Below are 19,818 nucleotides of genomic sequence, written 5' to 3'. Positions count from 1 at the left end.
CCAGCGGCGATCGGATCCGACTCTCGGATGACGGTCAACGAGCGCGTCGGCGGCGCGGCCTGATCGTGGCGACCAGCACGGCGACGAACACGAGCGCCGTGCCGAGGAGCGTCGTGATGTGCACGACCGTGCCTGGAGCCGGCAGCCACAGGTCGAGCACGAGCGATCCGGCGAGTTGACCTGCGACGACGCAGAGACCCATGAGCAGCACGCCGAGCGTGCGCACGATGAGCGCTGTCACCGTGACGAAGACGGCCCCCATCGCACCGCCGGTGTACAACCACCACTCCGACGGGAACGAGGTCGGCGGCGCCTCGAACGCCCAATGGATGCCGGTCGCGACGGCGAGCGCAAGCATTCCGACTGCGAAGCTCACCGTGGCTGCGGTGACGGCCGACATCGCGTGCTCGCGCAGTTGGCCGTTGGCCGCCTGCTGCCATCCCTGCATGATGCCGATCGCGAACGGTAGGACCAGCATCCAGAGCGGCACGTCAGTGCGCAGCCGGTCGGAGACCGCGAGCACGACGGCGAAGAGTGCGAGCACAGCCCCGATCAATCGCCACATGGTGATGCGCTTCGGGGTCATGCTGCCGAGACCGACTCGGTCGATGATGAGCCCACCGAGGATCTGCCCCGAGACCGCCGACACGGTGAAGAGAGCGACGCCAAGGGGTGCCGCTGTGAGGCTCTGGGTCAGCACGAACACCGCGCCCGAGAGCCCGCTCAAGGCGTACCACCAGGGCATCCGGCCGGATCGGATCGCGCCGGCGAGCTTGCCGAACCCGCGCCGGCTCGACGGGGCGGCGAGCGCGACGACGAGCAGGATGACGAGCCCGCTGCCGAACGAGATGCTGGCGGCCGCGAGCGGATCGCCCGTGGCGACGGCGAGATCGCCGTTCACGCGAGCCTGTGCCGCCATGATGGCGCCGACGACGAATACGACGAGCGCTACGAGCACGATGGTCAAACGCGGGGAGGTGCTCTGGCTCACCGCTCCAACGCTACTCCCAGCGCGCACGGTGCCGGGCCAAGCACCACCACGCGCCCGAGGCGCCGAACGATCACGCGCCCGAGGCGCCGAACGATCACGGGCGCGAGAGGCCGAACGACCAAGCGTCGCGCGCCGAACGATCACCGGCGCGGTCGAACCGACCCTCTAGAATGGAGGAGTCTTCGCCTCCTTAGCTCAGTTGGCCAGAGCACCGCTCTTGTAAAGCGGGGGTCGTCGGTTCGAATCCGACAGGGGGCTCTCTTCCGGCTTCAGTGGCAGGCGCGCGGGTTCGCTTCGCGCCGCGCCTCTCGGCATCCGCGATGCCTTCGGCGATCTACTGCTCAGGCGCGGGCGTCGGTTCCTGGGTCGACATCTTGTTGTAGACCGATCCGATCGCCTGCGTCATGACCTGTGCCAGGTCTTTCGAGTCGAACGGGTACGCGTAGTTGTACTTGGCGCCGTTGATCAGGATGGTCGGAGTCACCCGCACCGACTCGATGGATGCATTGGGGATCGGCCCGTTCAGCGCGCGCACGGTGGCTGCCTTGACCCACGACTTGAACTTCTGGTTCGCGATGCAGTCGGCGATCGGCGTACCTCCCGCACCGACCTGTTTGGCGACGTCGAGGATCTCCTCATCGTCGAGGCTCCCCTGCCCGCCGTCCGGCTGGGCCGCGAGCAGCGCCGAGTTGAAGCTGAAGAAGCTGTCGGGCGCGTAGTTCGCCACGCAGGCTGCCGCGTTGGCGGCGCGGGTGGAGTACTGGTGGCCCTGCGACTGACTGTCCAGGAGCGCGAGCGGGTGCACTTCGAGGCTCGCGGCGCCTTCTTGGATCCAGGCCGCGATCTGCTCGTTGTTCTCCTCATCGAACTCTGCGCAGTGCGTGCAGAGGTAGTCGACGTAGACACGGATGTCGATCACGTCGTCAGCGATCGGCTCGGACGGGACCGGCTGCTGCTCCGCAGCGAGCGGCCGGGTCGGAACCGCCTGGAGCCCTTCGCCGATCTTGATGCCGTCGCTGAGCATGTTGCGCGGGCCCGATGGCGCCGGCTTCGCCGAACTCGTGAGCATGAAGGCCACACCGGCGACCGCCGCGACGAGCACTACCGCGATGAGGCTGCGAAAGACCGTGCGATTGCGCCGCTGCTGCTTGCGGCGCTGCTCGCGACTCTGCTTGGCCTTGTCTCGAGCGAGCTCACGTCGCTCGATCGGAACCAAGGGCCCGTCGCCGGAACCGGTGCTCTCCACTCAAACCTCATTCGAAACGCGACAGTCGACACCGTGCGGGAACCACTGGCCGCTTGGGGCGCAAGAGGGCTCCGGAAACGGCCGTCAAGAATGCTAAACGCACAGTCTGGGAGTCTGCCAGTCCTTCCCCGAACGACGCCGGAGAGCGGGCTGCACGCATTTTGCCGCTGTTCCCCGCTCCGAACCGTCGTTGAGCAAGGGGCGCTCGCGCGAGGGGCATAATGACGAGAGGCGTCAACGCCTGCTCATTCACTACGGATCGTCCGGCACGTACCTGCCGGTGAAGGAGAAGATCATGGCCACTGTCACGTTCGAGAACGCGACGCGTCTGTACCCCGGGTCGAGCCGGCCCGCCGTCGATTCCATCGATCTCACGATCGAAGACGGCGAGTTCCTCGTGCTGGTCGGCCCTTCCGGATGCGGCAAATCAACCACGCTGCGCATGCTCGCCGGCCTCGAAGAGGTGACGAGCGGGAGCATCCACATCGGCGATCGCAACGTGACCGACGTGCCGCCCAAAGACCGAGACATCGCCATGGTCTTCCAGAACTATGCGCTGTACCCGCACATGACGGTCGCCGAGAACATGGGCTTCGCCCTGAAGATCGCGGGCGTCCCGAAGGAAGAGCGAGCCGAGCGCGTGCTCGAGGCCGCGAAGATGCTCGATCTCGAGCCGTACCTCGCCAGAAAGCCGAAGGCGTTGTCAGGCGGTCAGCGCCAGCGCGTCGCGATGGGGCGCGCGATCGTGCGCCAGCCGCAGGTGTTCCTCATGGATGAGCCCCTGTCGAACCTCGACGCGAAGCTGCGCGTGCAGACGCGCACGCAGATCGCCTCGCTGCAGCGCCGGCTCGGCATCACGACCGTCTACGTCACCCACGACCAGACGGAAGCCCTCACCATGGGCGACCGCATCGCCGTGCTGAAAGACGGCGTGCTGCAGCAGGTGGGCACGCCGCGCGAGTTGTACGAAGCGCCCACCAACGTGTTCGTCGCAGGGTTCATCGGCTCACCGGCGATGAACCTCTTCCCGGCGGACGTCGCCGACGGCGGAGTGCGGTTCGGCAGCATGACGGTGCCGGTGGAGCGGGCATCGCTCGCGGATGCCGGCGATAGCGTGACGATCGGTGTGCGACCGGAGGACGTGGTCGTGTCGCGCACCGGTGAAGGCCTACGGGTCGATGTCGACGTCGTCGAAGAGCTCGGAGCTGATGGCTACCTCTACGGGCACACGGAGGTGAACGGCAACCGGGTCGATATCGTCGCACGCGTCGACGGCCGTGATCACCCGGATGCCGGCGAGACCGTCTACATCACGCCCGAGCCGCACCACCTGCACGTCTTCGACCGCGAGTCGGGCGAACGACTCGTGCCCCCGATCACCGACTGAGGTGGGCAAGGTCTTGCAGCGGCCGGCATCCGTCGTAGTGCGGCCCGTGCAGCCATGAGCGCGCTCTCGGTCACCGCGGCCACGCCCGATCCGGCCCTGCTCGACCTCCCCTGGGACGTGCCGCTCGAACTGTGGCCGAACGACACCATCGCCGCGCTGCCGAAGGGAATCTCTCGGCACCTGGTGCGCTTCGTGCACCTCGGCGGCGAGGTCGTGGCGGTGAAGGAGACGCTCGCCGAGCTCGCTCGCAGCGAGTATGAGCTGTTGCGCACGCTGCAGCGGCTCAGCATCCCCTGCGTCGATCCTGTCGCGGTGATCGTCGGCCGCACACAATCCGACGGCGAAGCGCTCGAGCCGGTGCTGGTCACCCGGCATCTGCGCTTCTCGATGCCGTACCGCGCACTGTTCTCGCGCACGCTCCGGCCCGACACCGCGGTCCGCCTGGTCGACGCGCTGGCCCTGCTGCTCGTGCGCCTGCACATCGTCGGGTTCTTCTGGGGCGACGTGTCGCTGTCGAACACCCTGTTCCGTCGCGACGCCGGTGCGTTCGCCGCGTACCTGGTGGATGCCGAGACGGGCGAGTTCCACGAGCACGGCCTCAGCGCAGGGCAGCGAGAGCACGATCTCGAGATCGCGCAGGTCAACATCGCCGGTGAGCTGCTCGATCTGCAGGCGGGTGGAAGACTCGACGACGACATCGATCCGATCGAGACCAGCCACGGCATCGTGTCGCAGTACCGGTCGCTGTGGAACGAGCTCACGGGACCCGAGCAGTTCGCACAATCGGAGCGGTGGCGCATCAATGCCCGGGTGCAGCGCCTCAACGCGCTGGGATTCGACATCGAGGAGCTGTCGATCCACACCGACGAGTCGGGCTCCACCGTGCACATCCAGCCCAAGGTCGTCGATGCCGGCCATCACTCCCGCCGGTTGCTGCAGTTGACCGGGATCGATGCCCAGGAGAACCAGGCGCGCCGCCTGCTCAACGACCTCGACGCGTATCTCGCCCGGCATCCGGCTGCAGGCGACGACCCCGAGCAGCTTGCGCATGAATGGGTTGAGCGGGTGTTCGAACCCGTGGTGAACGCGGTGCCCCGCGAGCTGCGCGGCAAGCTCGAGCCTGCCGAACTGTTCCACCAGTTGCTCGACCATCGCTGGTTCCTCTCACAGCAGCAGGACCGCGACGTGCCGCTCGCCGAGGCTCTGACCAGCTACCTCGACAGCGTGCTGCGGCACCGCCGCGACGAGGCGGCGATGTACAACCCGCCGACCGGCGCGATCACCCTGCCGATCGACATCGTCGACGAGCCCGAAGCCGACTGGCGCTCGAAGGTCTGACCTCTTCGCGACCGACGTCCCGACTGACTGTGCGATGCGGGTCGGGTCACGATGGCCGCTCAGCCCGCGCGTCTCAGCGGCGGCGTCTCTACCCCGCTGCTTCGGCGCGCAGGCGCGAGACCTCGTACAGGGCGACGGATGCCGCGATCCCCGCGTTCAGCGACTCGGTCGCCGAACTGATCGGGATCGAGACCACGGCGTCGCAGGTCTCGGTGACGAGACGAGAGAGACCCTTGCCCTCGCTGCCGGCGACGAGCACCACCGGCCGGTCAGCGAACTCGAGACCGGGCAGCATGACATCACCACCCGCGTCAAGCCCGAGCACGAACACGCCCCGCTCCTTGAACGCCTTGAGCGTCTGCGTCAGGTTCGAGGCCATCGCCACCGGGATGCGCGCCGCGGCGCCCGCCGACGTCTTCCACGCGGAGGCCGTCATTCCCGCCGAGCGTCGCTGCGGCACGATCACGCCCTGCCCGCCGAACGCGGCGGTCGAGCGCACGATCGCTCCGAGGTTGCGCGGGTCGGTCACGCCGTCGAGGGCGACGAAGAGCGGCTTGGCTCCGCGCGCGATGACGGACTCGAGCAGGTCGAGCGGATGCTGGTACTCGTAGGGCGGCACCTTGAGTGCGATGCCCTGGTGCACCGAATCGGGCCCGGTGATCCGGTCGAGTTCGGGACGCATCACCTCAAGGATCGGGATGCCGCGCTGCGTCGCCGCGCCGATGATCTCCTTGACGCGGTCGTCCATCTCCAGGCGCGATGCGAGGTACAGCGTCGACGCGGGAATCCGCGCGCGAAGCGCTTCAACGACCGAGTTGCGGCCGGTGATGAGCTCGCTCTCGTCGGCCGAGCGCTTGGGGCGTGGCTTGGCCGCGGCATCCGCTCTCCCCGGTTGCCTGCCGTGCCGTGCTCGGGCGGACTCGAGGCGCTCCTGAGCGGCCTTTCGCTTGCCGGCCGGGTGCCAGCTGCGATCCTCGGCCTTGGGCGTCGGGCCGCGGCCCTCGAGGGCCTGCTTGCCCTGTCCGCCGGAGCCGACGGCCTTGCGCTTCTTCTTGCTGGCGCCTGGGCGCCCTGGCTTAGCCATCGATTCTCCAGTGCGATCCGGTCGGGGTGTCTTCGATCGCGATGCCGGCGACCGCAAGGGCGTCGCGAATGCGGTCTGCGGCTGCGAAATCCTTCGCCGCGCGTGCGCGCTGCCGGTCCTCGAGCAGTTGCTGCACGAGGGCGTCGAGCGCGCGGGCGCCGTCGCTTCCCGCCGTCTCCTGCCACTCCGGTGCGTGCGGGTTGATGCCGAGCACATCGGTCATGGCGATGACCTCGCCTCTCGCGGCGGCGGCAACGACGAGGTCTTCGTCGTCGAGTGCGGCGTTTCCCGCGCGCACGCGGTCGTGCAGCACGGCGAGGGCCTCAGGCACCGACAGATCGTCGTCCATTGCGGCGGCGAACTCGTCTGGCACGACGAGCACCGTGTCGGCCGCGAACCGCGTGCCGGCCAGGCGCCGCTCGGCCCGGGTGAGGAACACTTCGATGCGCTCGAGCGCCGCCTGCGCTTCTTGCAGGGCACCGTCGTGGTAGTCGACGGTCGACCGGTAATGGGCAGCGCCGAGGAAGTAGCGCACCACGATCGGCGGCGCGAGCTCCAGCAGTTCTGAGGCGTAGATCGAGTTGCCGAGCGACTTCGACATCTTCTGCCCGTTCACGTTCACCAGGCCGTTGTGCACCCAGTGACGCGCGAACGCATCGCCGGCCGCGGTCGATTGCGCGAGCTCGTTCTCGTGATGCGGGAAGCGCAGGTCGAGGCCGCCGCCGTGGATGTCGAACTCGGGGCCGAGGTACCGGCGCGACATCGCGGAGCACTCGATGTGCCAACCCGGCCGGCCCTCGCCCCACGGCGATGCCCACGACGCCGATTCAGGCTCGTTCGGCTTGTGCCCCTTCCACAGCGCGAAGTCACGGGGGTCGCGCTTACCACGGGTATCGGCATCTGGTGAGGCGGCCATGTCGTCGGGACGCTGCCGCGTGAGCTCTCCGTACGGCGGCCAGGTGCCGACATCGAAGTAGACGTCGCCCGTGCCGTCGTCAGCGACGTAGGCGTGGCCGCGGTCGATGAGCCGCTGGATGATCTCCTGCATCTGCTGGATGCTGGCGGTCGCGCGCGGCTCGTAGGTCGGCGGCTGGATGCGCAGCCTGTTGTAGCCGGCGGTGAACTCGAGCTCGAAGCGGTATGCGAGCGCGAACCACTCCTCCGTGCTGCCCTCGGCGTTCACGAGGATTTTGTCGTCGATGTCGGTGACATTGCGCACGAGCATGACTTCGAGGCCGCGGTGCGTGAACCACCGACGCCAGAGGTCGTAGACGAGAGCGCTCCGGAGGTGACCGATGTGAGGCGACGACTGCACCGTGGGACCACAGACGTACATGCCGACCTTGCCCGGCTCGCGCGGTTCGAAGTCGACGAGCGCCTGTCTCCTGGAGTCGTAGAGTCGCACGGTCACTCCCCAAGAGTACCGAGGCGCTGAGCGCTGAACCTGCGACCGCAGATGCGGGCGACGGTGGTGGGACCCGGCGACGCTGCACGTGCGTGGTCCGCGCCGAGCCGGCCATGATCGTGCGGAGGCCGACTGAGCGGGGCGCTCGTTCAGTCGAGCACGGCGGGGACGCGCACGATCAACGCAGTCGCGACCGCAGTCACACCCTCGCCTCGGCCCGTGAACCCCAGCCCGTCACTCGTGGTGGCCGAGACGCTGACGGGCGCACCCACCAGTGCGCCGAGGCGTGCCTGCAGTTCCTCGCGCCGGGTGCCGACTCGCGGATGCCGCGCGACCACTTGCACGGCCACGTTCCCCACGCGGAAGCCGGCGTCGGCGAGCAGGGCGATCGTCCGGCCGATGAACACGTCGCCGTGAGCGCCGGCGAGCGCTGGATCGGAAGTGCCGAACACCGAGCCGAGGTCCCCGAGTGACGCGGCGCTCAACAGGGCATCGCAGATGGCATGCGAGATCGCGTCTCCATCGCTGTGTCCGGCGAGGCCCACCTCTCCCGGCCAGTGCAGAGCGCCGAGCCACAGAGGCGCCGCCTCGTCGTAGGCGTGCACGTCGATGCCGACCCCGGTGCGCGGCAGTTCCGGCATCCGTTCCTCTCCGTTCCCTGCGACCACACCCTCGGCCCGGGCGAGGTCGGCAGGGGTCGTGATCTTGAAGGCGAGTGCGTCGCCTTGCACCGTGCGTACCGGACGCCCCGCCGCCGCGAAGAGCGACGCGTCATCGGTGTGCTCACCATCGACCGCCGAGTAGGCGTCGATGAGCGGCATGAGCGGGAACCCCTGGGGAGTCTGCGCGGCCGCCAGTTGCGACCGGTCGACCTGACCGAGAACGCGGCCGCCCGCGTCGACCCGTTTGATCGTGTCGATCACTGGAAGCGCAGGCACCACCCCCGCACCGCTCGCGCGCACCTCGGCGACCACCCGGTCGAACACCGCGGCCGGCGTGAGAGCCCTGGCAGCGTCGTGCACGAGAACGACGTCGCTCGCAGGGTCGACCGCGGAGAGCCCTGCCGCGACGGAGGCCTGGCGGGTTGCTCCTCCTTCGACGACCGCCACGGAATCGCGATCCAGCCCGGCGCGCAGGGCGAAATCCGCCGCGGTCTGCAGGAGCTGCGTCGGCACGACCACGACGGTGCGCACCTCACCGCGCATGCCGGTGATGGCGCGCAGCGCCCGGGTGAGCATCGGTTCGCCCGCGACTTCGGCGAATGCCTTGGGTACGCCGGCTCCCAGCCGCGTGCCGCTGCCCGCGGCGACGACGATGACGGAGACCGGATGCCGGGCGCGGGTGTCGACCATGCTTGCGATGCTAACGACCGCGCTCCGACACCGGCGCGCCGAATCAGCACGCCGGTCGAAACGGGCCGTTCAGCTCGGGAGCGTCAGGAGGCGAGCACCTGGTCGAGCACGGTCGATGCCTGCTCTTCGTCGGTCTTTTCCGCCAGCGCGAGCTCGGAGATCAGGATCTGGCGCGCCTTCGCCAGCATGCGCTTCTCGCCAGCCGACAGTCCGCGATCCTGGTCGCGGCGCCAGAGGTCGCGCACGACCTCGGAGACCTTGATGACATCGCCCGAAGCGAGCTTCTCGAGGTTCGCCTTGTACCGACGCGACCAGTTGGTGGGCTCTTCGGTGAACGGAGCGCGGAGCACCTCGAACACCTTGTCGAGTCCTTCCTTGCCGATCACATCGCGCACGCCCACGAGGTCGACGTTCTCAGCGGGCACCTCGATCGTCAGATCGCCCTGGGCGACGTTCAGCTTGAGGTAGGTCTTCTCCTCGCCTTTGATGACCCTGGTCTTGACTTCTGTGATCGTCGCGGCACCGTGGTGTGGGTAGACAACTGTCTCGCCAACCTCAAAAAGCATGGATTATAGTCCTTTCGAAGACGATCGAGTTTACCACAGCGGACTCTCACTTAGGCTGCCCTAACCACGGCGGCTCGATGGCACCGTTACGCTAGTCTCCAACTGGGTTTTTCCCGCGTTTCCACTCGCTACTGGAGGTCACAGTGAGCCACGGTGCCACGTTCAAGCGCGCTGCAGCATCGATTGCCGCAGCAGGAGTGCTGGCGATCGGCCTTTCGGGATGCGGGTTCCTCACGCCCCAGGCCACCACCAAGAACTACAGCGCGAGCGATGGCGTGAACGGCACGGTCGGCGATGTGCGATTGCTCAACATTCTGGCCCTCAGCTCGGACGGCACCGACCTCGCCCTGGTGGGATCGGTCTACAACGACGGCGACAGCGCGGTGACCGTGCGCTTCCAGGCGGTCGACGCTCCGGCCGTGACCGAGAGCGTGCGCGTCGAGCCCGGCCAGTCGGTGAGGCTCGGCATCGACGAGACCCTCGTCATGAGCGGGGTCGACGCGGAACTCGGCAGCATCGTGCCCATCTACGCGCAATACGGTTCCAAGGAGAGCGGCTCCGAGCTCCAGGTTCCGCTGCTCGACGGCAGCCTCCCCGAATACGAGGCCTTCCTGCCCGAGTCGAACTCCTGATCCGAACCGCCGGGTCGCGGATCGCACCGCAGCATCAGGCAGAACGAAGAACGGCGCCCCGAGGGGCGCCGTTCTTCGTTCACCGGCGGGTATCGCCTTGGCGCCGGAGTGACCGTCAGAGCGCTTCGATGCGGTAGCCCAGCCCTCGCACCGTGACCAGCAGCTCGGGCTCCGACGGCATGCGCTCGATCTTCGAGCGCAGTCGTTTGATGTGCACGTCGAGCGTCTTGGTGTCGCCGAAGTAGTCGGGGCCCCAGACGCGATCGATCAGCTGCCCGCGCGTGAGCACGCGCCCCGCGTTGCGCAGCAGTACTTCCAGCAGTTCGAACTCCTTGAGCGGCATGGAGATCTCCTCTCCCCTGACGGAGACGCTGTGCCGCTCGACATCCATGCGCACATCGCCCGCTTCGAGGATGGGCTCCGCAAGATCGTCGGTGTCGATGTGCCGTCGTAGCACCGCTCGGATGCGCGCCACCAGTTCGCGAGCGGAGTAGGGCTTCGTGACGTAGTCGTCGGCGCCCAGCTCGAGCCCGACGACGATATCGACCTCGCTGTCCTTCGCCGTCAGCATGATGATCGGCACCGTCGAAACCGCACGGATCTCGCGGCAGACGTCGGTGCCCGGCATCCCCGGCAGCATCAGATCGAGCAGCACGAGGTCGACCCCGCCGCGATTGAACTCCGCGAGCCCGGCCGGCCCGTCCTCCGCGATCACTGTCTGGTAGCCCTCGCGTTCCAGCAGGTACGCGAGCGGCTCGCTCAGCGAGGGTTCGTCTTCGACGATGAGGATGCGGGTCATGCCGTTCGTTCTCCGATCTCGATCTGCGGTGCGGCCTCAGCCCGAGGCAGTCGCATGGTGAAGGTCGAGCCGCGCCCGAGCTGCGACCACACCTTCACCTCGCCGCCGTGGTTCTGCGCGACGTGCTTGACGATGCTGAGCCCGAGCCCGGTGCCACCGGTGTTGCGGCTGCGGGCGGGATCGCCGCGGTAGAACCGCTCGAAGACGCGCTCGCGCTCCTCCTCGGGGATGCCCACGCCCTGGTCGGTGACAGCGATCTCGACCGCATCCTCACGGAGCGAGACGCCGATGCCGACATGCGAGTGGTCGGGCGAGTGCTGGATCGCATTGGAGATCAGGTTCTGCACGGCCATCACGAGCGCGGGTTCGTCGCCGTACACTTCGGCCCCGGCATCCCCTCGGCTGATCAAGCGGATGCCGCGCGACTCGGCAGCGACCTGGTTCTGATCGATCGCGACCGCGACGATGTGGTCGACCTCGATCAGCACTCGTTCGGCGAGGGCCTCGCCGGCCTGCAGGCGCGAGAGGTCGATGATCTCGCGGGTGATCCGTGCGAGGCGCTCAGACTCCTTGCCCAGCCGGCGTGCGAAGCGCGAGACCTGCTCGGGGTCGTCTCGTGCCGCCTCGATCGCGTCGGCGAGCACCGTGACCGCACCGATGGGCGTCTTCAACTCGTGACTGATGTTCGCAACGAAGTCGCGACGCACCTCTTCCAGGCGGATCGCATCGGTCAGGTCCTGGGCGAGCACGAGCACGTAGCGGGTTCCCAGCCGCGCGACGCGAACTCGGAGGGAGCTGTGCGCCTGGCTGAACGGCCCTCGCGGCACCTCGAGCTCGCGGGTCTGCGTCTCACCTGAGCGCCTCACCTCGTCGACCATGCGCACGATCTCGGCGTTGCTCAGGCTCTGATGCGACACCAGCCCCAGCGCGAGCGCTCCAGCCGACGCCTTGATGACGGTGTTCGACGCGTCGACGACGACCCCCACCGACTCGAGCACATCGAGTACCTGGTCGACGCCGTCGGGCACCACCGAGTTCACCACGGAGGCGGCATGGCGCCCTTGACGGGCGGAGGCGACGACGATCATGACGAATCCAGCGCCCACGAGGATTCCGAACAGCAGCGCCAACGGCACCAAGAGCGCGGGACTCATAGCCACAAGAGTAGTGTTGACAGCCAAGCGAAATGGCCGGGGACGATCGCATTGGCGCGGCCGTCACGAGGAGTTCACGTGCGGTACACGCCGAGTTCACCAAGCGCGGCCACTGTTGCTGAGGTTCGGTGGGGAGCCGGCCGGCTCGGAGGAGGGAAGCACCATATGCGCCTAGTGTTCCAGCAGGAACTGCACGATGTTCAAGACCGTCTCGTCGAGAGTGCTGAGCTGGTGGTGAGCGCGATCACGCGCGCGAGCGAGGCGTTCCGCACGTCGAACGTGTCGCTTGCCGAGCAGGTGATCGCCGACGACGAGAAGCTGGACCAGTTGACGGTCGCGCTCGACGAGTTAGCGATCAACATCCTGGCGCGTCAGCAGCCTGTGGCGCGTGACCTCCGCATCGTCGTGAGCGCCCTCCGCATTTCTGCATCACTCGAGCGTATGGGCGACATCGCGGCGCATATCGCACAGCTCGCACGCTTCCGCTTCCCTGAGAAGGTCGTGCCTCGCGAGCTGCGGCCGACGTTCGACGAGATGGCGGCCCACGACATCGAGGTCGCTCGTCAGGTCGTGGAACTGCTCCGCACGACCGACCCGCGCCTGGCCGACTCGATCCGAGCTGAGGACGACCGCCTCGACGAACTGCACCACAGCGTGTTCGAGCGGGTGCTCGGAGAGGACTGGGACCAGGATGCCGCGGTCACGGTCGACACGACGCTCGCGTCGCGCTACCACGAGCGCTTCGGCGACCACGCGGTGTCGATCGCGAAGAAGGTGCTCTACCTCGCGACCGGCGATTGGGTGCCCGAGACGATCGACGACTGACGCGCTGCCGGCGACGGTCTCTCCTCTGACCGTCGCCGCGCCGCAACCGCAGGTGCCGTCTCGGAGCCCCGCGGCGCATCCGTCTCTTAGCGCTTGCCCTGCGCAGCCACCGCTGCCGCACCGGCTGCCGCGGCCTCGGGGTCGAGGTACTCCCCCGGTTTGACGGGCATGAAGTCTTCGCCCAGTTCGTACACCAGCGGAATGCCGGTCGGGATGTTCAGACCCGCGATGTCTTCGTCGGAGATGCCGTCCAAGTGCTTGACGAGCGCGCGCAGGGAGTTCCCGTGTGCCGTCACCAGCACGGTGCGACCGCCGGCCAAGTCGGCCGTGATCTCGCTCTGCCAGTACGGCAGCAGCCGGTCGATGACGAGCTTGAGGCTCTCAGTGCGGGGCATCTCGTCGCCGAGACCGTCGTAGCGCTCGTCGCCGACCTGGCTCCACTCGGAGTCATCGGCGAGGGGCGGCGGCGGCACGTCGAACGAACGGCGCCACGTCATGAAGAGCTCCTCGCCGAACTCCTCGAGGGTCTGCGCCTTGTCCTTGCCCTGGAGCGCCCCGTAGTGGCGTTCGTTGAGACGCCAGCTGCGCTTGACGGGAATCCACAGCCGATCGGCGGTGTCGAGCGCAAGGTTCGCCGTCTGGATCGCTCGACTCAGCACGCTCGTGTACGACACGTGCGGCTTGAGCCCCGACTCGGCGAGCAGCTCGCCCGCTCGGCGGGCCTCACGCTCGCCCTGCTCGGTGAGTCGCACATCGACCCAACCGGTGAACAGGTTCTTCTCGTTCCAATCGGACTGCCCATGGCGCAACAGGATGAGGGTCGACGTCATGCTGCAAGCCTATTGCGAGCCGGGCCATGGGGGTGCCGGTCGGGCCAGCCGAGACCGCTGCGACGCGGCGCTGAAACGAACTCAGCAACGAACTCAGCGGCGCTGAAGCGGACTCAGCGCTGCACGCCGCCCAGGCGAGGCAAGCGCGGTACACCGGCTGTCGCCCCGGCGGTGGGCGGCACGATGACTCCTTGTGCCGCGGCGACCGCGATCCCTTCGGAGCGCACGGCGAGCGCGGCATCCGTCGGCACGTTCCTGCGCACGAGCGCGAGGGCGATGGGCCCGAGCTCGTGGTGCATCGCGGCGCTCGTCACCGCACCGACGACCTTGTCGTCGAGCTCCACCTCGTCGCCGTGCACCGGCAGCACCGAATCCGAGCCGTCGAGATGCAGCAGCACCAATCGTCGCGGCGGACGGCCGAGGTTGTGGACCTTGGCGACGGTCTCCTGCCCGCGGTAGCAGCCCTTCGCCAGGTGCACGGCGCTGCGGAGCCAGTCGAGCTCGTGAGGAATCGACCGCTCGTCGCCCTCGGTCGCGAGCCGAGGCCGCCAAGCAGCGATGCGAAGCGCCTCGAGCGCGAGAGTTCCCGCGAGCCGCTCAGCGGGGATCGACGACAGTGCGTCGCGCTCGACGAGCACTTCGCGGTAGGTCCAGTGGAGCCCGGGGTGCTCTTGAGCGGAGGCGTACTGCCAACCGCCGGAGACGATCTCCCGCCAGGGGTCGTTCCAGACGAGCGGGACGTCATTCGGCGCAGCGGGTTCGATGAGGCCGTCGGCGAATGCCGCGACCGTCGCGAACTCGGCCGTGCGGTCGGCGATCTCGACCTGCGCCATGAACTTCATGCGCCCGAGCCATTGCTCGAGCGGCGCGGCCTGCTCCGAATCGACCAGCAGCCACAGCGAGACACCATCCTCGACCACGCGCATGGCGTGCTCGATGCGGCCGTTGGGGTCGAGCAGGAGGGTCTCGGCGCTGTCGCCTGGCCGCAGGCCGATGAGCTGTTGCGACGTCACCGAGTCGAGCCAGGTCAGCCGGTCGGGGCCGGTGAGCGAGATCACGGCGCGGTCGTTGAGCGGGACGATGGCGCGTCCGGCCAGCAGTTCGCGCTGTTCGATGGTGGGGCTGCCGAAGTGATCGCGGCCGATCTCGAGCATGTTCGTCACTCCGTGCGGGCCAGTCGGGCTGAGGCGTGAGAGCGGAGGTCCTGACCGAGGGCGGCGATGTCCCAGGCCCAGAGCAGGTGGCTTTCGACGAGACCGTAGAGGCGCGTGGCCGCCGTGTACTCCTTCGCCGTCGATGAGCGCATGACGGCGTCGGTGACGAGATCGATTCGTGGGCCGTTCACGTGGCCGATGTAGAGCTCGTCGACGCCATCTGGGTGGATGATCGAGGCTTCGATCTCGAAGCCGTTGTCGGTGCGCAGCGTCTCGACCGCCTCGGCAGAGCCGAACCGACGTGCGCCGGTCCCAGGCAGCATCCCGGGCCCCGCGTCGTTCGCGGCCGGCTCATACCGGAGCCGCCAGTACCCGGCCTCGGCGGTGAGCGGCGAGCGGGACGGATCGTCGAGCAGCCAGCTGATGGACGAGTAGTTCAGCCAGGAACCGCCATCGTGGCTGAAGGAGACGCGCTGACCGAACTCGTGAGAGACGGTGTCATCGCCGACACGGTAGTCGAGGACTCCGGTGCCCTCCCACACTCCGATGAGCCAAGAGAGCGGAACGAGCTCCGGAGGGGTGCTCGCGTCGAGGTCGAACACGATCGCTCAGCTCAGCGCTGACCCCGGTAGAGGTTCCACACGACGACGCCGGCCGTGAACGCGATGGCAAGGCTCGCCACGAGCAGAAGGCCGGTGAAGAGGATCTCGAGAGCCAGAAGCATGCTGCCTATCCTAAACCCGAGCCGGGCAGGAGCACGGCGCTCGCGATCGCCAGCATCACCACGCAGCCGCTGATCGCCAACGCGGTGCGCCGCACGAAGCCTTCCTGCTGCTGCAGCGCGAGCTGCGCCGCGAACACCACGAGCACCGAGATGCCGAGGGTCAACACGATCGCGAGCGGGTAGAGCGAAGCGGGCGCCAGCACCGCCCAAATCACGACGGCAGCCGCCACTGCGACCCACACGGGCACGATGCTCAGCGGACGCCACGACATGGGCCCATGCTATCGGCGAGCACCTATGACCCGTGCGTGACAACAGTGTTGGCAGGAGCGGCACTGTCTTCGCCGGCGACATCGACTCGACGCCACTGCGCTGAACGCAGAGCCCGGCCGGCGATCAGCGCCGCCGCGAGCGCAAGCGCCACCCCGATGCCGGCGGTGACGAGCACGCCGGAGTCGAACGCTGCGCGAGCGGAGGCGACCAGCGCCTGCGCGGGCCCAGGGGGCAGCGAGTTCGCGAGCTCCAGCGCGCCGCCCAGCGTCTGGCGAGCGGCATCCGCCTGCCACGCAGAAAGACCGGGCGGCACCTGCAACCCGGCTTTGAACGTGGCGGCGAGGATGCTGCCCAGCACCGCCGTGCCGAGCACCGCGCCGACCTCATACGCCGTCTCAGAGACAGCCGAAGCGGCACCCGCCTTTGAGGGAGGCACGCTCGAGAGGATCAAATCGTTCGAGACGGTCTCGGCCAGCCCGATGCCGACTCCGAGCACGGTGAAGGCGACCATGAGCGCGAAATCCGAATCCAGGATGCCGGCGAGCATCACAGTGCCGTAGCCCGCGGCGTTGAGCGCCAGTCCCGTGACCACTGCCGTGACCGGTCGGATGCGACGAGCGAGCGGAACGACCGCGAGACCCGCCAGCACGGTCGCAGCGAAGCCGGGCAGCAGTACGAGGGCCGCCGTGATCGAATTGTGGCCGCTCACCAATTGCAGGTGCTGGGAGGCGAAGAGCAGGAACCCGACCAGTGAGAACACGCTGAGCAGGTTCGCCGCGACCGCGCCACTGAACACGGGGTCGGCGAAGAGCCGCATATCGAGCATCGGCACCGGGCGGCGGCGTTGCCGGCGCACGAACGCGGTGCCGAGCACGGCGGCCGCGACCAAGGCCAGCGCGCCGGGAACCGCGGCTCCCGCTTGCGCCAGAGACTTGATGCCCCACACCAAGGCCAGCATGGCGGCGATCACGAGCAGGATACCGACCACATCGACCGGGCCAGGTGTCGAGTCGCGCGACTCGGGCAGCAGCAGCGGTCCGGCGATCAGAAGCGGCAGCAGCAATGGCACCGCGAGCAGAAAGATCGAGCCCCACCAGAAGTGCTCGAGCAGCACCCCGCCGATGATCGGCCCGAGCGCGGCGCCGCCGGAGAACCCGGAAGCCCAGATCGCGATCGCAAGCCGACGTTCGCCCGCATCGGTGAAGATGTTGCGCAGCAGCGACAGCGTGGCCGGCATGAGCATGGCACCGAAGAATCCGAGCAAGGCGCGGGCCGCGATGAGCCAACCGGCATCCGGGGAGAACGCGGCGAGCCCGGAGACCACAGCGAACCCGGCACTGCCGACGAGCAGCAGCCGCCGACGGCCGAAGCGATCGCCCAGCGCCCCCATGGGGACCAGCAACCCCGCCAGCACGAGAGGGTAGACGTCGATGATCCAGAGCAGTTGGGCGGCATCCGGACGTACCGCCGAGGTGATCGCCGGCACCGCGAAGCTCAGCACAGTGTTGTCGATCGCAACGAGCAGCACCGGAAGCATCAAGACGACGAGCGCTGCCCACCGCCGTGCCGGTCGGCGCAGCGCGGGCATGTTCGCAGTCGCAGTTCGGGTAGAGGGCGTGCGGGGGCGGGTGCGGGTTCGCACGGGGACTCCTGATGCTGACTACAGGCCGCCATGGTCGATGCGGGTGCGCTCGCGGCCGAAAGTTCAGCACCCGCTCATCACTTTACCGTCTGGACGGTACAGTACGCGAACCGCCAGGCGATCAGAGGAACGCGAGCCGGTACAGTGACGTCGATGGCCCGATCAGAGACGCCGGTGCGCGAGCAGATCATCGTCGCCTTTCAGCAGTTGCTGATCGACGACGGCGAACGCGCCGCCACGCTCGACGCGGTCGCGGCCCGGGCGGGAGTTTCCAAGGGCGGCCTGCTCTATCACTTCAGGAGCAAAGACGCACTCGTCAGCGCTCTCGCGGAGAGGCTTCGCGAACTCGCCGACGCGGATGCCGCCGAGATGCGGCGAGCGCCCGAGGGAGCGGCCGTGCACTACGTGCGAGGCTCCGCTGAGGACGACTCCCCTCTCGACCGCACCCTGGTGGCCACCGCTCGCCTGGTCCAGGGTTCCGTCAAGACGGCACGGGATGCCATGCTGCACTGCCAACGGCAGTGGTACGAGGCGATCCTCGACGAAGTCGGCGACGCCGCCACTGCTTGGGCGATCCTCCTGCTCGGAGATGGCCTCTATTACAACTCGGTGCTCACCGGCTCGGCCCTTGACCCCTCCAAGACGCCCGGCGCGGCGGATGCCGAACAAGAAGCCGCAGACGCGCCGCCGCACGACCTCGAGCGTCTGATCGAGATCGTCGAGGTACTCAAGCGTCACGCGACCGAACGGCGCCGACGCGCCGAATAGACTGGGCACCCGCGAAGTCAGGAGGGTCGGCGTGGCGCGTGTGCTCGTGCTCAGCAACGCCACGGACTCGCCGCTGCCCTCGCTCGAACTGCTCGGTCACGCCGTGCGCACGCTGCCGGCGGACACTGCTTCACTCCCCCACGCCGCCGAGCATGATGTCGTGGTGATCGACGCGCGCGCCGATCTTCCGCGGGCGAAAGTGCTGTGCAAGGTCGCGGGTGCTGCCGCATCGGCATCCGCAGTGCTCGCCGTATTCGGCGAGGCCGCTCTCGCCGCCGTGCAAGTCGACTGGCAGTTCGACGACCTGGTGCTCACCACCGCGAGCCCGGGGGAACTCGACGCCAGGCTGCGCCTCGCCGTGGCGCGCGCGCATGAGCGTGGAAAGCAACCCATTCAAGCCTCCGGTGTGGTGATAGATGAGACGAGCTACTCGGCCAAGGTGCGCGGCGAGCCGCTCGACCTCACCTTCAAAGAGTTCGAGCTGCTGCGGTTTCTCGCAGCGAATCCCTCGCGCGTATTCACTCGGGAGCAACTGCTCAGCGAGGTGTGGGGCTACGACTACTTCGGCGGAACGCGGACCGTTGATGTGCATGTGCGCCGATTGCGCGCGAAGCTCGGCGACCTCGAGTCACTGATCGGTACGGTCCGGAACGTTGGCTACCGGTTCAATGTCACCGAGATGGTCGCCCCTGAAGGAGGAGCAGATGGCTCAGCAACGGGTTGAGCGCGAGACGCTTCAGCGATCGGACCCGACGGTCGAGCAATGGCTGCACGACCTCGCTCGCCGCGCGGCCGACGCGGATGGCGCCGCACCGTTCAACGAGGCGAGCATGCTCGAGATCAGCGAGGTGGAACGGTTCTCGGCCGACGGGCGAACCGTGGGTGCGGCCATGCTGCGTCGCGATGCGGCGGGTGCGCTCGAGGCGGAGTTCGCCGTGGACCCGCGAGAGCGCGAGAAGGGATACGGCGCCGCACTGCTCGATGCGATCCTCGAGAGACCGTTCTCTGCTTGGGCGCACGGCGACCATCCAGGCGCGCGCGCCCTCGCTGAGCGGTACGGCCTCCGTCGTGACCGCGTGCTGCTGCAGCTCATGGCCGACCTGATGGAGCGCGACGACGCGGATCGCGTTGGTGAGCGAGAGGTTGCGGGAGCCAACGTCGCCCGGGCGCCGGAAGGGTATCTGTTCGACCTGTTCCGCGAGGGCGAGGACGAGGCGGAGTGGGTCGCCCTCAACGCTCGGGTGTTCGCGGACCACCCCGAACAGGGCCGCATCACGGTCGAGACGCTCGCACCGAGACTCGCCGAGAACGGCGCCGACGACTTCCTGGTGGCCAGGGATGCCGGCGGCCGGATGCGCGGCTACTGCTGGCTGAAGCTTGGCAGCGACGACCAGGGCGAGGTCGGCGAGGTCTATGTGATCGGCGTCGATCCTGGCGAAAGCGGACGGGGTCTGGGACGTGCCCTGCTGGAGTCCGGCTTGGCGCGGCTTCGGGCTCGCGGCATCCGCCGCTCGAACCTGTATGTGGAGGCCGATAACGAGCCTGCGCTGCGGCTGTACCGAGCCTTCGGGTATCGCGATCACACCGTGGACGTGCTCTATCGTCGCGATGCCGATCGCTGAGCGAAACCGGTAACGGTCTCGCAACC

General features: G+C 68.1%; 20 protein-coding genes and 1 tRNA gene. 8 read left to right on the top strand and 13 right to left on the bottom strand.

Features of this window, described 5'->3' with window-relative positions; genetic code table 11:
• Nucleotides 1-34: 34 nt before the first annotated feature.
• Complete coding sequence (locus tag QF206_RS07205; RefSeq protein WP_281488531.1) at nucleotides 35-991, bottom strand: DMT family transporter; 957 nt, start codon at nucleotides 989-991, stop codon at nucleotides 35-37.
• Nucleotides 992-1,175: 184 nt separating this feature from the next.
• On the opposite strand from QF206_RS07205, the gene QF206_RS07200 reads away from it, so the two are divergent.
• A tRNA-Thr gene (locus QF206_RS07200) sits at nucleotides 1,176-1,249 on the top strand.
• A 76-nt stretch (nucleotides 1,250-1,325) separates the two neighbouring features.
• On the opposite strand, the gene QF206_RS07195 is transcribed toward QF206_RS07200, so the two are convergent.
• A complete protein-coding gene (locus QF206_RS07195; RefSeq protein ID WP_281488530.1) occupies nucleotides 1,326-2,237 on the bottom strand; it encodes a DsbA family protein in 912 nt (303 codons plus the stop codon).
• 295 nt (nucleotides 2,238-2,532) lie between these two features.
• Here QF206_RS07195 and QF206_RS07190 point away from each other — a divergent pair, with 295 nt between their 5' ends.
• Nucleotides 2,533-3,624, top strand: a complete 1,092-nt coding sequence (locus QF206_RS07190; protein ID WP_281488529.1) for an ABC transporter ATP-binding protein — start codon at nucleotides 2,533-2,535, stop codon at nucleotides 3,622-3,624.
• Nucleotides 3,625-3,678: 54 nt separating this feature from the next.
• On the top strand, nucleotides 3,679-4,962 hold the full coding sequence (locus tag QF206_RS07185; protein ID WP_281488528.1) for a DUF4032 domain-containing protein: 1,284 nt from the start codon (nucleotides 3,679-3,681) through the stop codon (nucleotides 4,960-4,962).
• Between the two features lie 88 nt (nucleotides 4,963-5,050).
• On the opposite strand, the gene rlmB is transcribed toward QF206_RS07185, so the two are convergent.
• From rlmB to QF206_RS07165, 4 genes are all read right to left on the bottom strand, one after another.
• Nucleotides 5,051-6,046, bottom strand: coding sequence for a 23S rRNA (guanosine(2251)-2'-O)-methyltransferase RlmB (gene rlmB, locus QF206_RS07180; RefSeq protein WP_281488527.1), 996 nt, complete (start codon nucleotides 6,044-6,046; stop codon nucleotides 5,051-5,053).
• A complete protein-coding gene (gene cysS / locus QF206_RS07175) occupies nucleotides 6,039-7,457 on the bottom strand; it encodes a cysteine--tRNA ligase (RefSeq protein WP_281488526.1) in 1,419 nt (472 codons plus the stop codon). Before cysS ends, rlmB begins: the two co-directional genes overlap by 8 nt.
• Nucleotides 7,458-7,600: 143 nt before the next feature.
• The gene (gene ispD, locus QF206_RS07170; RefSeq protein ID WP_281488525.1) at nucleotides 7,601-8,803 is read right to left on the bottom strand and encodes a 2-C-methyl-D-erythritol 4-phosphate cytidylyltransferase; all 1,203 of its coding nucleotides are present in this window, start codon (nucleotides 8,801-8,803) and stop codon (nucleotides 7,601-7,603) included.
• An 83-nt stretch (nucleotides 8,804-8,886) separates the two neighbouring features.
• Nucleotides 8,887-9,369 carry a CarD family transcriptional regulator gene (locus tag QF206_RS07165; RefSeq protein WP_281488524.1) on the bottom strand — a complete coding sequence of 161 codons (483 nt, stop codon included), beginning with the start codon at nucleotides 9,367-9,369 and terminating at the stop codon, nucleotides 8,887-8,889.
• Between the two features lie 143 nt (nucleotides 9,370-9,512).
• On the opposite strand from QF206_RS07165, the gene QF206_RS07160 reads away from it, so the two are divergent.
• Nucleotides 9,513-10,001, top strand: a complete 489-nt coding sequence (locus tag QF206_RS07160; RefSeq protein WP_281488523.1) for a hypothetical protein — start codon at nucleotides 9,513-9,515, stop codon at nucleotides 9,999-10,001.
• A 115-nt stretch (nucleotides 10,002-10,116) separates the two neighbouring features.
• Here QF206_RS07160 and QF206_RS07155 read toward each other — a convergent pair whose 3' ends face one another.
• Both QF206_RS07155 and QF206_RS07150 read right to left on the bottom strand, forming a co-directional pair.
• Nucleotides 10,117-10,800 (bottom strand): response regulator, encoded by a 684-nt coding sequence (locus QF206_RS07155; protein ID WP_281488522.1) that lies wholly within the window; start codon nucleotides 10,798-10,800, stop codon nucleotides 10,117-10,119.
• Nucleotides 10,797-11,954, bottom strand: coding sequence for a sensor histidine kinase (locus tag QF206_RS07150; RefSeq protein WP_281488521.1), 1,158 nt, complete (start codon nucleotides 11,952-11,954; stop codon nucleotides 10,797-10,799). The genes QF206_RS07155 and QF206_RS07150 overlap by 4 nt, the downstream gene beginning before the upstream one ends.
• A gap of 165 nt (nucleotides 11,955-12,119) precedes the next feature.
• Here QF206_RS07150 and phoU point away from each other — a divergent pair, with 165 nt between their 5' ends.
• Entirely contained in the window at nucleotides 12,120-12,779 is a 660-nt protein-coding gene (gene phoU, locus QF206_RS07145) for a phosphate signaling complex protein PhoU (protein ID WP_281488520.1), read from the top strand.
• Between the two features lie 86 nt (nucleotides 12,780-12,865).
• Here phoU and QF206_RS07140 read toward each other — a convergent pair whose 3' ends face one another.
• The 5 genes from QF206_RS07140 to QF206_RS07120 form a co-directional block, all read right to left on the bottom strand.
• The gene (locus tag QF206_RS07140; protein ID WP_281488519.1) at nucleotides 12,866-13,609 is read right to left on the bottom strand and encodes a phosphoglyceromutase; all 744 of its coding nucleotides are present in this window, start codon (nucleotides 13,607-13,609) and stop codon (nucleotides 12,866-12,868) included.
• A gap of 113 nt (nucleotides 13,610-13,722) precedes the next feature.
• Nucleotides 13,723-14,763 (bottom strand): CAF17-like 4Fe-4S cluster assembly/insertion protein YgfZ, encoded by a 1,041-nt coding sequence (gene ygfZ / locus QF206_RS07135; RefSeq protein ID WP_281488518.1) that lies wholly within the window; start codon nucleotides 14,761-14,763, stop codon nucleotides 13,723-13,725.
• A 5-nt stretch (nucleotides 14,764-14,768) separates the two neighbouring features.
• Complete coding sequence (locus QF206_RS07130) at nucleotides 14,769-15,365, bottom strand: nitrobindin family protein (protein ID WP_281488517.1); 597 nt, start codon at nucleotides 15,363-15,365, stop codon at nucleotides 14,769-14,771.
• Between the two features lie 127 nt (nucleotides 15,366-15,492).
• The gene (locus QF206_RS07125; RefSeq protein WP_281488516.1) at nucleotides 15,493-15,759 is read right to left on the bottom strand and encodes a hypothetical protein; all 267 of its coding nucleotides are present in this window, start codon (nucleotides 15,757-15,759) and stop codon (nucleotides 15,493-15,495) included.
• A gap of 23 nt (nucleotides 15,760-15,782) precedes the next feature.
• The gene (locus QF206_RS07120; protein WP_281488515.1) at nucleotides 15,783-17,348 is read right to left on the bottom strand and encodes an MFS transporter; all 1,566 of its coding nucleotides are present in this window, start codon (nucleotides 17,346-17,348) and stop codon (nucleotides 15,783-15,785) included.
• A 207-nt stretch (nucleotides 17,349-17,555) separates the two neighbouring features.
• Between QF206_RS07120 and QF206_RS07115 the strand changes: the two genes are divergently transcribed.
• Genes QF206_RS07115 through mshD form a run of 3 tightly spaced genes read left to right on the top strand, consistent with a single transcriptional unit; the run spans nucleotide 17,556 to nucleotide 19,792 of the window.
• Nucleotides 17,556-18,170: a helix-turn-helix domain-containing protein gene (locus QF206_RS07115; protein ID WP_281488514.1), complete on the top strand. Its 615-nt coding sequence runs from the start codon at nucleotides 17,556-17,558 to the stop codon at nucleotides 18,168-18,170.
• A 31-nt stretch (nucleotides 18,171-18,201) separates the two neighbouring features.
• Nucleotides 18,202-18,894 carry a winged helix-turn-helix domain-containing protein gene (locus QF206_RS07110; RefSeq protein WP_281488513.1) on the top strand — a complete coding sequence of 231 codons (693 nt, stop codon included), beginning with the start codon at nucleotides 18,202-18,204 and terminating at the stop codon, nucleotides 18,892-18,894.
• Complete coding sequence (mshD, locus tag QF206_RS07105; protein WP_281488512.1) at nucleotides 18,875-19,792, top strand: mycothiol synthase; 918 nt, start codon at nucleotides 18,875-18,877, stop codon at nucleotides 19,790-19,792. The genes QF206_RS07110 and mshD overlap by 20 nt, the downstream gene beginning before the upstream one ends.
• Nucleotides 19,793-19,818: the final 26 nt, after the last annotated feature.

The sequence above is a fragment of the Ruicaihuangia caeni genome, assembly GCF_029952955.1.
Taxonomy (GTDB): Bacteria; Actinomycetota; Actinomycetes; order Actinomycetales; family Microbacteriaceae; genus Ruicaihuangia; species Ruicaihuangia caeni.
The sequence above is the reverse complement of the archived record's forward strand: the minus strand, read 5'-3'. Positions and strand labels throughout refer to the sequence as shown.